A 13,774-nucleotide genomic window follows, 5' to 3' on the forward strand; every position below is an offset into this window, starting at 1 on the left:
CTCAAGCTGCCTGTTTTGCAGTGACGAAGGCCGCGAGGCTCGCCACGTTACTGAAGTGATTGCGCGTGTCCTTGGCGTCGGCATCGATCTTGATGCCGTATTTTTTCTGGATGGCCAGGCCGAGTTCCAGGGCGTCCACCGAGTCCAGGCCCAAGCCTTCGCCGAACAGGGTCTGATCGTCGCCGATGTCCTCGACGCCGACGTCTTCGAGGCCAAGGGCGTCGATGATTAGCAGTTTAATTTCACGGTTCAGATCGCTCATCTTCGGCGAGCTCCTTAATAAAGTAGGAATGCAAATAATCGTTGAGCTTGCGCGAGGCCTGGGGGGGCGGGCCGAGCGCGGCGAAGGCCTGGGGGTCTATATCGTCCCCTACGCGGAAACTGAAGTGTACGCGGCGCTTGGGGATCCGATGCCAGGGTTCGGCCTTGGTCAGTGTGGTCGGGCTGACCCGGATCACCACGGGGCTGAGGATTTTCGCACCACGCACGGCAATTGCCGCGCCCCCCCGATGAAAGGCGGGCGCCTGGCCTGGCTGGGTGCGTGTACCTTCGGGAAAAATGATCAGGGTCTGGCCTTGTTTCAGCGCATCGGCGGCGGCATCGAGCATGTCCATGCTGCCATCGTTGCTGATGTATTCGGTGCGACGCAGGGGCGTGCGGGTGAACGGGTTATCCCAGAGGCTTTGCTTGACCACGCAGTTGGCGTGGGGGACCAGACCGATCAGAAATACCACGTCGATCAGCGATGGGTGATTGGCAACGATCATCTGGCCGGGCCGACCGAGTTTTTCCGCACCTTCGATTTCGTAGGTCAGCACGCCAGCGCGGGCCATGAAGCGCACGAACAACCAGAAACAACGGCTGACAGTCTGGCGCGCCCGTAACCGGTGGGTATGGGCATCACCTGGCAGGCAGGCCAGCAGCGGGAAAATCACCAGGCGCAGGCACAGGCCGCCCAACCCGAACAGGGCAAAGCTTGCGGCGGTGGCCAGCAGGCGCCAGTAATAGGCATCGCGGTTTTTTTCAGTCACAGGTTGCGTTGCCAAGTCCATACACGATTTTTCCAGGCATGTTGGCAGGTGGTTTGCGGACCCAGCAGCGTGCACAACAGATTCAACGCGTGCGGCCATCGAGCGTTGGACAACGCATCCGTGGCACTGTTCAGGGACAGCTGCCAGTCATTGCCCGGGGTAATCAGCAGGGCGACGGCATAAGGGAAGGGCACGTCGTCGATCCAGGCCGAATAGGCCTGCGGCGGTTGCTCTTCGGTAACCACCAGTAAAACCGCGGGCGAGCCTTCAGCCAGCAGGGCCGCCGCCTCCAGCATGCCATTTTCAAGGCCGTCGCCGGCGGCGGCCAAGGCAGTCATTTCGCTGGTTTCACCGCGCATGATCGACCACAAGCCGATGATCGCGTTATGCACCGATAGGCTGAACTGGGTCGGCGACAGCGGTTGCTCGACGGCCAGGTCGCTTAGAATGTCGAAGGTTCGCGGGGTTTCGCCGTGACGGGAAACAAAGACCAGTGGCAGGTCCTGACGACCTTCGGCCAATGGCCAGCCGACACTGAATGCCATTCGCGCCAGACGGCTGAGCCGCCGGCGTTGCATGGCCGGCAGGAACGAGACATCGGGTGCGGCATCGCTGGCCGGTAACATCAACGGTTGCTGGCACCAGGCCTGCCAGTCATCCACGCTTTCGAGCCCCGGGGCCCAAGCGCGCCACTGGGCGATGTTGAAATTAATCACAGACATTCAATCCCGCCCTTGCAGGCTTCCTGACGCGGTGAGTGGCGCAACGGCACGGCACACCCTACGTGGCGCTTGGCGCCGAGTGGTGCGCATTATCCCGGTGCGACGAACGTGTAGCAAACACTGGTTACGTTTTGCTCGATGAGATGTACCGGTCAGTTCACAAAAACTGAACGTTTGGCAATTATTCACATCTTCATCGGGCCGTCTGTCGGCTCAAGTCTCGGCTTAGAGTGCCCCCAGCGGCGTTTTCCGCAAGAAAACACTGATGACTATGTAGTCCATGCGCCTGCGAGCTAGCGAAGCCATGCCCTGCACCACTACACTCGGTCATTCTTTGGTACACGGAGGTTTTGCAATGCGGCGCGTGGTGTTCAATCAGAAAGGTGGCGTGGGCAAATCCAGTATTGCCTGCAATCTGGCGGCGGTCAGCGCCAGCGAGGGCTATCGCACCCTGTTGGTCGATCTCGATGCCCAAGCCAACTCCACTCAGTACCTGACGGGACTCACCGGTGACGATATCCCGATGGGTATCGCCGATTTCTTCAAGCAAACCTTGTCCTCCGGGCCCTTTGCCAAGAAGAACCAGGTCGATATCTACGAAACGCCGTTCGACAACCTCCATGTCATCACCGCCACCGCCGAACTGGCCGACCTGCAGCCCAAGCTTGAGGCCAAGCACAAGATCAACAAGCTGCGAAAGTTGCTCGAAGAGCTGGATGGAGATTACGACCGGATCTACCTGGATACACCGCCGGCCCTGAACTTTTATGCGGTTTCTGCGTTAATTGCCGCCGATCGTGTGTTGATTCCCTTTGATTGCGACAGCTTCTCCCGCCAAGCACTTTACGGTTTGCTGGCAGAAATAGAAGAATTGAAAGACGACCACAACGAAGGCCTGGAAGTCGAAGGCATCGTGGTTAACCAGTTCCAGGCCCGTGCGAGCCTGCCCCAGCAAATCCTTGACGAGTTGATCGCCGAAGGCCTGCCGGTGCTACCGGTGTACCTGGGCAGTTCGGTGCGCATGCGCGAATCCCATCAGGCCAACATGCCGCTGATCCATCTCGATCCGCGGCACAAGTTGACGCAGCAGTTCGTTGAATTGCACAACTTGCTGGAAAACACCTGATTCCCAAGGGCAAAACGAAAACACTGTGGGAGCGAGCCTGCTCGTGAAGGCGGGAGTTCAGTCAACAGAGACGTTGGATGTGAATCCCTCTTCGCGAGCAGGCTCGCTCCCACATTTGGTTTTCGGGTGGCCTTTAGATCCCCTGGCTACGCAACCAGCTCATCAGCTGCGGTAACGGAAACGCCCCGCTCTGACGCGCCACTTCCCGGCCGTTCTTGAACAGAATCAGGCTCGGAATCGAGCGAATCCCCAGCTGTGCCGACAACTGCTGGTTCGCCTCGCTGTCCAGCTTGGCCAGCCGGCACTTGCCCGCCAATTGTCCCGCCGCCTGCTCGAACACCGGTGCAAACGATTTGCAGGGGCCGCACCAGTCTGCCCACACGTCTACCAATAGCGGCAGATCGCCCTTGATCTGACTGGCGTAATCACCTTGCTTGAGTTCGAAGGGCTTGTTCAGCAGGACCTCGGCCTTGCAGCGGCCGCATTTTGGATGGTCGCCCAGGCGCTCGGCGGGAATGCGGTTGAGGCCGTTGCAGTGGGGGCAGGGTATGAGGAGTGGGTCAGTCATGACGGATGTCCAGTGAGGAGCGAGTAGTCTGTATCTGGAGCCACTCGCTTGTATTTTCAATCGCGCGGCACTTCACGACGAACAACTGATCTCCAGATGCTTGCCCCATTCCGGTGGCCTCTCGGCGTAGCTTTCCATCCCCGGCTGTTCCTCGAACGGCTTGCTCAGCACCGCGTGCAGGCGGCGGACTTCCGAGTAGTCGCCGCTCTCTGCCGCATCGATGGCCTTCTGCGCCAGGTAGTTGCGCAGGATGTACAGCGGATTCACTGCGTGCATGCGCTTGCGACGCTGCTCCTGATTCACCTCGCCTTCGCGGGCCACTCGGGCGACGTAGAGCTCGCCCCAGGCATCGAAGCCCTTGAGGTCGACGAAGTCGTCGCGCAAACGGCCGATGGCCACTTCAGGTGAGTCCTCGCCCAGGCGCCGGAAGAACAGGCTGTAATCGACGCCGCTGTTCTGCATCAGTTGAAGCAATTGCTCCAGCAGCTTCTGGTCGTCCTCTTCGGCGGTGGTCAGGCCGAGACGGCGGCGCATCAGGTCCAGGTAATGGGCCTGGAACAGCGGCAGGTACAGGCCGAGGGTTTCGCGCAGGGCCTCGACGCTGATGAACGGCGTCAGGGCCTGGGCCAGGGCGCTGAGGTTCCACTGGCCAATGGGCACCTGGTTGCTGAATGAATAGCGGCCCTGGTCATCGGAGTGGTTGCAGATGAAGTTGGCGTCGAAATCATCGAGGAAGGCGAACGGGCCGAAGTCGAAGGTAATACCGAGGATCGACATGTTGTCGGTGTTCATCACGCCATGGCAGAAACCGTAGGCTTGCCACTTGGCGATCAGTTCGGCATTGCGCTCGACCACTTCGCGGAACATCGCCAGGTACGGTTCCGGTTGTTCCAGGCACTGCGGGAAATGCATGGCCAGCACATGGTCGCCCAGGACTTTCTGCTGCTCGGGACGTTTGGTGTAGTAGAAATATTCGAAATGCCCAAAGCGTACATGGCTAGGTGCCAGGCGCAGGACCATGGCCGCGCGCTCTTGTTTTTCGCGCCATACCGGAGTGTCGGAGCCGATGACGCACAACGCCCGGGTGGTCGGGATGTTCAGGGCCTGCAGGGCTTCGGAGGCGAGGAACTCGCGGATCGAGGAGCGCAGCACCGCGCGCCCATCGCCCATACGCGAAAACGGCGTCTGACCGGCGCCCTTGAGGTGAAGGTCCCAATGCTCGCCGGCCTCGTTGTACACCTCGCCCAGCAACAGGCCGCGACCATCGCCCAATTGCGGGTTGTAGGAACCGAACTGGTGACCGGAATAGACCATCGCCCTGGGAATCGCGTCAGCCCAGAGCTTGTGGCCGCTGAACAGCTCTGCGAATTCCTGGGTTTCGGCCACGGCGGGGTCGAGATCGAGCAACGCCATGGCAGCGGGGCTTGCGACCACCAGGCGCGGGTTATCGATAGGCTCGGGCAGCACGTGGGCAGAAAACGCATCGCCCAGGCGGTCGAAGCGATTGTCGAAGGTCAGTTCGTCGAGGGCTTTCAAAGGCCGGCTCCAGCAGAATGTCCGAGCATTCTGCTGGGGAATGGCCGGTTAGTCGAGCTTGGCTGGCGGTGGCTCTTGCACCGGCTTGCCATCGACCAGTGGCACGATGGTTTTCGCTTCTGGCTCGATCGGCACCATCTTGTATTCCTGGCCGTGGAGATTCTTGAGGTAGACCTCCATCTGGCGGAACGAGATGTTGATGTGCTGCTTCTTGAACTCGCGGTTGATGAAGCGGTTGACCTCATCGAGCACCGGGTTGCGGTCGCCGAGGTCGCGCACGTGCATGCGCAGCTCGTGGTCGAGAGTGCTTTCGCCGAAGTTGAGGAAGTACACGTGCGGCTCGGGTTCCTTGAGTACCCGCGGGTTTTCCCGTGCAGCCTTGAGGAGCAATTCCTTGACCAGGTCCAGGTCCGAGCCGTAATCGACCCCCAGCTTGAGCGTGACCCGGGTGATGGTATCGGTCAGCGACCAGTTGATCAGTTGCCCGGTAATGAACGTCTTGTTCGGGACAATGATGTCCTTGCGGTCGAAATCGGTGATGGTGGTGGCACGGATGCGAATCTTGCTTACCGTACCCGACAGGTTGCCGATGGTGATGGTGTCACCGATGCGCACCGGGCGTTCGAACAGGATCATGATGCCGGAGATGAAGTTGGCGAAGATCTCCTGCATACCGAAGCCGAGGCCAACCGAGAGCGCCGCGACCAGCCATTGCAACTTGTCCCAGCTCACGCCGAGGGTCGACAGGGTCGAGACGAAACCGATACCGGCAATCAGGTAGGACAGCAGCGTGGTGGTGGCATAGGCGCTGCCTTGGGCCAGGTTCAGCTTCGAGAGCACGAACACTTCCAGCAGGCCGGGCAAGTTACGCGCCAGGGCAAAGGTGATGCCGATGATGATCAGTGCACCGAGCATGTCGCCGATGCTGATCGGCACCATACTCATGTTGGCACCGGTGCCGCTGGTGTATTCGTAGAGGGTGACATTGTCCAGGTACGAGAACACCGTGATCAAGTCGGCCCAGACCCAATACAGCGCAGCGATGAAGCCACCCAGCAGCGCCAGGCGGATCAGGCGCAGGGATTGTTCGTTGACCTTCTCGATGTCCAGCGTCGGTTCTTCGATGACCGCTTCGCCATCGCCGGCTTCTTTCGCCGCCTGGCGTTTGGCCAGGGCGCGCTGGTAGGCCAGGCGCCGTGCCGCCACGCTCAGGCCGCGCACGAAGGTCGCTTCGATCACCAGCCAGAACATCAGCAGGTAAAGGGTGTTGATCAGTCGGTCGGTGAGTTTGAGTGCGGTGTAGTAATAGCCGAAGCACACGGCCACGAACAGCGCGATGGGCAGAGCGGTAAACAGAATGCCCAGGACCTTGCGGAACAGCGAGGCGTTCTCATGGGTCGGGCTGCTGATCAGCAAGCGACTGAGCAGCCAGGTCATCAAGGCGTAGCAGATCAGCACCACCGGCATGCCGAGCACGTCATCGGCCAGTGCCGCCGGTTGCAATTCCGCTACCGCCACCACGGTGACCAGCGCCATCACCACCATGCCAAGGCGGCGGACCCAGCCCCGGAGGAATTCGACCTGGGGTTTTTCCCAGCGGAAATGCAGTTCCGCCACCCCACCCGGCGCGAGGATTCGGTAGGCCGTGTAGAACACCAGCCACGCCCCGGCCATTTGCAGCAAGGCCGCGCCCATGCTCGCGTTCTGCCCGCGGGCGTCGATTTGCAGGGCCAGGCCGCACAAGGCGAGGCCCAGTGACACCGGCATTGCCAGCAGGATGTTGATCAGAATCGCCTGGGGCGTGTGCCACTGGCTGTCGCGCTTGAAGTGGCCGATGTCCTGGTGAACCTTGTTCAGGCGGGCATACAGCTGCTTGCGTCGCCATAGCAGGGCACCAATCAGCAATGCCAGCGGCAGGAACAGCAGTGGACGCTGGGTCAGGCCGTCGACCAGTTCACTCAGGCTCGAAGCCCAGGGTAGGGTATCGACCTGACGGCTCAGGCGCTCCGGCACAGTACGAAACCACTCCACATCCAGCGGTTTGTTACTGGGAATCCAGAACATCTGCTCGTCGAGTGTCGCCCGCAAGCTTTGCGCGGTACTCAGCAGTTGTTTCTGGTTCAGTTGCAGGGTGATGGATTCGTTGAGGACCGCGCTCAGTTCGCGGTTCAGCCGCTCCAGCAGGTCGGCACGGGTGGTGGCCAGCTCCAGCAGGCTCTTGCGCAATTGCGGGGTGACCTGCTCGGGCGGTTGGGTCGACAGCAGGTTGTCGACGTAGCTCTGCGGGTTGCTCAGCAGCTCCCGTTGCTGGCTGACTTCGAATTGATACAGGCGAATGTCGGCGATCTGGTCCGCCAGGTCGCGGTCGACCCTCAGGCGTGGCAAGGCCTGTTTCTGCTTGTAGAGAATCTTGGACAGCAGCAGGCTGCCCTTGAGCACATTGATTTGTTCGTCCAGGGCCGAATCGCTCTGGGTCAGGCTGTCCAGTTGTTGCTTGGTTTGCAGGTTTTTCTGCGTGACTTCGTTGAGGCGGTCGGTGCTTTTGAGCAGATAGTCCGAGAGTTTCAGGTTCGCCGTGCTTTCGACGGCCAGCAGGCTGCTGCCGCCGGCCTTCTGTGCTTCGATCGATTGTTGGGTGACCGTTTCCTGGGACTGTGCGAGGCGCTTCTGGTTGATCAGGTTTTGCAGCTCTTGGATTTCCTGATCCAGGCGATCGGATTTTTCCGTCAGCAGGTCATGCTGGCTGTTGCCCAGGTCTTGCAACTGAGTGTTGCTCGCCAGTTCCTGGCGGCGCAGCGGGATCAGGGCGTTCAGCGCCATGAGCTCGGCATTGAGCTGGTCGCGCTGCTCGGCACTCAGGGTTTTGCCGGCGTCTTTGCCCGCCTTGAGGATGTTGTTGATCTGCTGGATGCGCGTCTGGCTGGCGGAAATTTCCCCTTGGGCGCGTTCGGGGCGAGTCTGGGCGGTAATGATCAGGCTGTTGGCGTCGCCCAGGGCTTTTTGCAGATCGCTTTGCTGGGTCGAGCGTTCGGTGAGCAGTTGCTCAAGTTGCTGGATCGACTCTTTGGCAAAACGCTGCGCCACCGGTACCACGCTGCTGGCTTTCAGGCGGGTCAGTTCGCGTTGGTTCTCAATGGTCAGTTTGGGCGCGCTGGCCAGTTGTTGCTTGAGCTCGACCAGCTTCTGCTCGTAATCACGCTGATTGTTGAGCTGTGTCAGCGTGCTCTGCAGGATGGATTGCAGGGCCTTTTGATCGGCTTCCGGCAGTTTGCGGTCGGCAATCTTGTCCAGGCTTGCCTGCACGGATTCACGGGTGGGCGGTTCGGCGGCTTGTACGGTACCGACAGAGAGGCTCAGGCCCAACAGGACCATGACGAAAAACGTGCGCAGGCTTGACATAGTGACCGATCGAAAACGAGACGAAGAATGGAGTTTAGAGGAAGAGTCCCGGGCCGGGGCGACTTCCTTCGGGGAATCTGACGCCCACTTTGCCGATCTTGTTCCCTTCCATGACCGCAACGGTCCAGATGGTGTTGTTCCATTCAACCTGGTCACCGACCACGGGCGCACCCCCAACTTTCTGGGCAATGAAGTGCCCCAGGGACATGTCCGGATCGATGCCTTCGACCTTTAACCCGTACAGGGCGGCAACAGCGGCCAGCTGGGCGTCTCCTTCAAGGACGAAGTCGCCGAAGAAACGCAAATCGAGGCCCCGCTGTGGCGCCTGGCTGAACAGTTTTCCGAGGGCCGGCAGGTTGTGTTCGTGGCCGATAACACACAGCAAATCATCGACTTCCAGTACCGTACTACCCGACGGATGGAGCAGTTGTTCGCCACGAAACAGGGCTGCGATACGGGTGCCTTCGGGCATTTTCAGCTCGCGAAGGTGCGAACCGATGCACCATTTCTCGGCGCCGAGGCGATAAACGAACAGTTCCCACTCGCTGGTGACGTGCACTTCCAGGGCCGAGCGGGAGATTGGCGCAGGCTCGGGTGGCACCGTCACCTTCAGCAGTTTGGCGATCCACGGCAGGCTTGTGCCTTGCACCAGCAGCGATACCAGCACGATAAAGAAGGCGAGGTTGAAGTACAGCTGGGCGTTGGGCAGGCCCGCCATCAGCGGGAACACCGCCAGAATGATCGGTACCGCGCCGCGCAGTCCTACCCATGAAATGAAGGCTTTCTCGCGCCCGTGGAACGCCTTGAACGGCAGCAGGCCGACCATCACCGACAACGGCCGGGCAAACAGGATCATCCACAGCGCCAGTCCCAGCGCCGGCAAGGCAATTGGCAACAGATCGTGGGGCGTGACCAGCAGCCCCAGCACCAGGAACATGCCGATCTGCGCCAGCCAGGCCATGCCATCGAGCATGTGCAAAATGCCGTGACGGCTGCGCACCGGACGGTTGCCGATAACCAGGCCGCACAGGTACACGGCCAGGAAGCCGCTGCCGTGCAGGGCGTTGGTCAAGGCGAACACCACCAGGCCGCCGGCAATCACCAGAATTGGATAGAGGCCAGTGGCCAGGTTGATACGGTTGACCAGTTGCAGCATCAGCCAACCGCCACCCAGGCCGATGATGCCGCCGATGCCGAACTCGCGCAGCAGGTGGGTCAACAGGCTCCAATGCAGGCCGGTCTGGCCGCTGGCGAGCATGTCGATCAGGGTCACGGTGAGGAACACCGCCATCGGGTCGTTGCTGCCGGATTCGATTTCCAGGCTGGCGGTCACCCGTTCATTCAGGCCTTTGCCGCCCAGCAGGGAAAACACTGCGGCGGCGTCGGTAGAGCCGACGATGGCACCGATCAGCAGGCCCTGGATCAGGTTCAGGTCGAACAGCCAGGCCGCGGCCATGCCGGTCAGCCCGGTGGTAATCAGCACGCCGACCGTGGCCAGCGATAGAGCCGGCCACAAGGCCACGCGAAAACTCGATACGCGCGTACGCAAGCCGCCGTCCAGCAGGATTACCGCCAATGCCAGGTTGCCGACCAGATAAGCGGTGGGGTAGTTGTCGAAAATAATACCGCCGCCATCGACGCCGGCCGCCATGCCCACGGCCAGAATAATCACCAGGATCGGGATGCCGAGGCGCGACGAAAGTGAACTTACCAGGATGCTCGCACCTACCAGCAACGCGCCGATCAAGAACAGGCTGTTGATGGTCGTCGCATTCAAAGGCAGTACTCCGGAAGTCTGAAAAGCGGGCACAAACTGACCATGCAGTCTGCGTGCCAGCGATTCTAACCTGTTGAAATGTGATGCTGTCAAAAAGCTTTTGCCAATCAAAAGAACGCAGTCTGCGACAGCTCCTACAGGGAAACGCGAATCTCCTGCAGGGCTGGCGAAAGCTGCGAGCTTTTGCGCTTCATGGCGACGAACTGCAGGAACCAGATGGGACAATCACAGTCTCTACAGTTCGCAAGAAGGGTCACTGGTCAGGAAAATCAAGGCCTTGCGCCTGTTTATCCCTGGCATCCACGGTGACTTTTCTTTATCGTACGCGCCCTTTGAAAATGCCCGGAAAATCAAAATGTTGGAAGCATCCCTAAGCCAATTGGAACAACTGGTCAGCGATCTGGTGCAACAGAACCAGGCCTTGGTCAGCACTAACCAGACCCTGAGCGCCGAACTGGCCCAGGCCAAGGATGAAAACGAAAGCCTGCAACTGAGCCTGATGGAACAGGAAGAGAAACAAGGTGCCACCGTGGCACGCATCCAGGCCCTGGTTGAGCGCGTCAGCGCTGGCCCTGTCAACGCATGAGTTATGGCCCAGGTGTGAAAGTCGTCTCGATCCTGGGGGAAGACTATTCGATCAAGGCGCCGGCCGGGGAAGAGCAGACCCTGCTGGACGCCGCATTGATGTTGAAGGCTGCCCTGGCCGAGACCAAGAAGAAGTACCCGACCCTGATCGGTGACCGACTGCTGGTGCTGGCCGCCATGAACCTGTGCTCGCAACAGATCGAATTGCAGAAGCAGCACAAACTCGAACTCGACCGTTACCAAGAGCAAGTCAGCGCCACGGTTGAAGTGATCTCCAAGGCAATAGGCAACGGTGATTGAAGCGTTGCCTGGATGCCTGCCAACTGCGCGCTTGGCTACTGCAAAGCGCGTAGTTGAATGGTGTGTTTTGTCGCTAAGGGTTTAACGCTGAAGATCACGCGTAGTAAAACCCTATCTTCAATCTGCCACCTGACATCTCTCGAAAGTATTTTCCTGTCACCTTCCACATTTTCCCATTTCTATCAAGATAGTCGTCACCCACAGCAATGATTAAATGGTGCTCATAAGTATCCATTGAAGGGTTAGGCAGGTCGGGCAATGCAGAACTCTCTTGTTGCCCTTGGTTAAGATGGTCGATCCCTTGCTCGGCGTTTAGCACCGGATCAGCGTCTATTTCGATGTCGTATTCATTATTGTCCTTCATGATGTATTTCTTGATTGTCACCCGATACTCGCCGTTTGCGCTGAACCAGCTATCGCCTCTCCTTAGGTAAATGTCTTCAGGGTTTTTCCCTACATACTTACCGGGCAAGAGAGTTTCTCTGGGGGAACGTTCAAGCTTCATTTTGTGCACTCCTGGGTAACGGTTTGATGCAGGCACGTGCCTGCCGGTTTCCCGAAAAACTGCAAAACATCGAATCAGGTCGCAGGAGCTTAAGCCTCGTTGAGAGACTTGACACCTGTCAGAGTTGACAGTTAAGGCAAGGTTGTTTCACTGCGGGGGGCAGCCCTTTATTGGGGGCGATTCAGTGTTTGCGTACAAAAATTGATGCAATTGTAGATTAGTGTGTATACATCGGGCATGACTGTTGCAGTGTTTCAGCCTCTTATTCTTTGGGGGTGCTCCATGCAGTTCTGGCGACGCAGTATTCAGTGGCAGTTGATCCTGAGCATGGGTACCGCCCTGCTTGTCAGCATTCTGCTCGTGGTTGGCGTATATACCCTGGTGGTCAACCGCCTCGCCCAGCGCTATCTCGTCGAGCAAGCACTGCCGTCGAGCATCGAAGCGATGCGCAACGACATCGAACGCATCCTCGTGCAACCCCTCACTGCCGCCAAGGACATCGCCAGCAACAGCATGGTGCGCGACTGGCTGGCCGCGGGTGAAGACAGTGCCCAGACCGGCACGTTTACCGCCTACCTGGAAGGCGTTCGTGCCGAACACAAAGCTTTTACCGCGTTGATGGTCGGCACGGCGTCCAATCATTACTTCAACGAAAAAGGCCTGGACCGGACCCTCAGTCGCTCCAATCCAAAAGACGCCTGGTTCTATGCGTTCCTCGACAGCGACCAGCCGCGCACCCTCAATATCGACAACGATTCAGCCACCGGAGAGTTGGCGCTCTTCATCGACCTTAAAGTCGAGAAGGCCGCAAAGGTGGTGGGTGTTGCCGGGCTGGGCCTGAGCATGAAAGAGCTGTCCGAGCTGATTCACAACTTCAGTTTCGGTGAGCGTGGCAAGGTCTACCTCGTGCGTTCCGATGGGTTGATCCAGGTGCATCCCGAGTCGCAGTTCAGCGGAAAGCGTACCCTGGCCGAACAGATCGGAGAGCCGGCGGCACGGGCGGTGATGGGCCAGCGCACGGCTTCCAAAACGTCTGCCTTCGTGCGCAATGATGAAGATTTCCTGGCGTTGAGCCTGCCTCTTCGCGATCTGGGCTGGACTCTGGTGGCCGAAGTACCACAGTCGCAGATCTACGCCGAGGCCCGTCGCGCCATGTGGATGAGCGGCGGAATCGGCTTGGCGGTGGCCCTGGTATGCCTGTTGCTGGTGGTGTTACTGGCCCGTGGGCTGGTCAGACCGATTCGTCAGGTAACAGCCGCGCTGGTAGCCATCGGTAGCGGTGGTGGAGATTTGACCCATCGGTTAGATTCCAGTCGCGCCGATGAGCTGGGCGATCTGGCGCGCGGGTTCAATCGGTTCCTTGAAAGCCAGCGCGAGATGATCGGCGAAGTGCTGGCCACCAGCGAACGCTTACGTAACGCGGTCGGCCAGGTGGCGCGAGTGGTGGATAACACTGCAGAGCGTTCCGGGCGCCAGCAGGAGATGACTGACATGGTCGCCACCGCTGTCCACGAAATGGGCCTGACTGTGCAGGAAATTGCACAAAACGCTGGCAACGCCGCAGTCGCTTCGCAAAATGCCCGAGAAGAAGCCATGCAGGCGCGAGAAGTGGTCGGCGGTTCGATCCGCCATATCGAAAGCATGTCCGATGAAATCGGCGTCGCCGCCAGCGCCGTGGGCGAATTGGCAGACCAGGTGGCATCGATTGATCAGGTGCTCGCGGTGATTCGCGGGATTTCCGAACAGACCAACCTCCTGGCGCTCAACGCCGCCATTGAGGCTGCTCGCGCTGGGGATATGGGGCGCGGGTTTGCGGTGGTTGCCGATGAAGTGCGCACGTTGGCTAGACGTACACAGGCTTCCACCGATGAAATCCAGCAAATGATCGGTAGCCTCAAGCAAGGAGCAGAGAATGCGGTGTCTTCGATGCACACCGGGCAAGCAGCGACGGGCACGGGGGTTGAGTCGAGCCAGCGCACCGGGGCTTCGTTGGCGGCGATTACCGGCCAGGTCGAACACATCAGCGACATGAACCATCAGGTCGCGACGGCGACTGAAGAGCAGTCGGCGGTGACTGAGGAGATCAACCGCAACGTGCAGGGGATATCCGACCTGGCGCGGGCGACGGCGGGGGAGGTCAGGGCTTGTCGGGAGGATTGCCAGACGTTGCAGCGCCTTGCCGATGACCTGGCGCGGCAGATGGGTGGGTTTCGTCTGAGCTGATG

General features: G+C 59.6%; 12 protein-coding genes. 4 read left to right on the top strand and 8 right to left on the bottom strand.

The annotated features are described in order from the left end of the window. Position 1 precedes the first annotated feature (1 nt). Genes QLG10_RS04385 through QLG10_RS04395 form a run of 3 tightly spaced genes read right to left on the bottom strand, consistent with a single transcriptional unit; the run spans position 2 to position 1,753 of the window. A complete protein-coding gene (locus QLG10_RS04385) occupies positions 2–262 on the bottom strand; it encodes a phosphopantetheine-binding protein (RefSeq protein WP_282485736.1) in 261 nt (86 codons plus the stop codon). Next, on the bottom strand, positions 243–1,052 hold the full coding sequence (locus QLG10_RS04390) for a lysophospholipid acyltransferase family protein (protein ID WP_110754674.1): 810 nt from the start codon (positions 1,050–1,052) through the stop codon (positions 243–245). The genes QLG10_RS04385 and QLG10_RS04390 overlap by 20 nt, the downstream gene beginning before the upstream one ends. Beyond that, entirely contained in the window at positions 1,028–1,753 is a 726-nt protein-coding gene (locus QLG10_RS04395) for a beta-ketoacyl synthase chain length factor (protein WP_110754672.1), read from the bottom strand. The genes QLG10_RS04390 and QLG10_RS04395 overlap by 25 nt, the downstream gene beginning before the upstream one ends. Before the next feature lie 355 nt (positions 1,754–2,108). Between QLG10_RS04395 and QLG10_RS04400 the strand changes: the two genes are divergently transcribed. Continuing rightward, complete coding sequence (locus QLG10_RS04400) at positions 2,109–2,879, top strand: ParA family protein (protein ID WP_020796193.1); 771 nt, start codon at positions 2,109–2,111, stop codon at positions 2,877–2,879. 133 nt (positions 2,880–3,012) lie between these two features. On the opposite strand, the gene trxC is transcribed toward QLG10_RS04400, so the two are convergent. From trxC to QLG10_RS04420, 4 genes are all read right to left on the bottom strand, one after another. Continuing rightward, entirely contained in the window at positions 3,013–3,447 is a 435-nt protein-coding gene (gene trxC / locus QLG10_RS04405; protein ID WP_034148665.1) for a thioredoxin TrxC, read from the bottom strand. Positions 3,448–3,519: 72 nt separating this feature from the next. Beyond that, on the bottom strand, positions 3,520–4,983 hold the full coding sequence (gene selO, locus QLG10_RS04410; protein ID WP_110754668.1) for a protein adenylyltransferase SelO: 1,464 nt from the start codon (positions 4,981–4,983) through the stop codon (positions 3,520–3,522). Between the two features lie 48 nt (positions 4,984–5,031). Then, positions 5,032–8,382, bottom strand: a complete 3,351-nt coding sequence (mscK, locus tag QLG10_RS04415) for a mechanosensitive channel MscK (RefSeq protein ID WP_110754666.1) — start codon at positions 8,380–8,382, stop codon at positions 5,032–5,034. Between the two features lie 34 nt (positions 8,383–8,416). Further along, positions 8,417–10,159 carry a potassium/proton antiporter gene (locus tag QLG10_RS04420; protein WP_110754664.1) on the bottom strand — a complete coding sequence of 581 codons (1,743 nt, stop codon included), beginning with the start codon at positions 10,157–10,159 and terminating at the stop codon, positions 8,417–8,419. Between the two features lie 355 nt (positions 10,160–10,514). On the opposite strand from QLG10_RS04420, the gene QLG10_RS04425 reads away from it, so the two are divergent. Next, positions 10,515–10,745, top strand: a complete 231-nt coding sequence (locus tag QLG10_RS04425) for a hypothetical protein (protein WP_033045282.1) — start codon at positions 10,515–10,517, stop codon at positions 10,743–10,745. Beyond that, entirely contained in the window at positions 10,742–11,044 is a 303-nt protein-coding gene (locus QLG10_RS04430) for a cell division protein ZapA (RefSeq protein ID WP_110754660.1), read from the top strand. The genes QLG10_RS04425 and QLG10_RS04430 overlap by 4 nt, the downstream gene beginning before the upstream one ends. Before the next feature lie 94 nt (positions 11,045–11,138). Here QLG10_RS04430 and QLG10_RS04435 read toward each other — a convergent pair whose 3' ends face one another. Further along, positions 11,139–11,549 carry a hypothetical protein gene (locus QLG10_RS04435; protein ID WP_110754658.1) on the bottom strand — a complete coding sequence of 137 codons (411 nt, stop codon included), beginning with the start codon at positions 11,547–11,549 and terminating at the stop codon, positions 11,139–11,141. Positions 11,550–11,831: 282 nt separating this feature from the next. Between QLG10_RS04435 and QLG10_RS04440 the strand changes: the two genes are divergently transcribed. Then, entirely contained in the window at positions 11,832–13,772 is a 1,941-nt protein-coding gene (locus QLG10_RS04440) for a methyl-accepting chemotaxis protein (protein ID WP_188264570.1), read from the top strand. The last annotated feature ends 2 nt before the right edge of the window (positions 13,773–13,774 follow it).

The sequence above is a fragment of the Pseudomonas sp. V98_8 genome, from assembly GCF_029967975.1.
GTDB classification, from domain to species: Bacteria; Pseudomonadota; Gammaproteobacteria; order Pseudomonadales; family Pseudomonadaceae; genus Aquipseudomonas; species Aquipseudomonas umsongensis.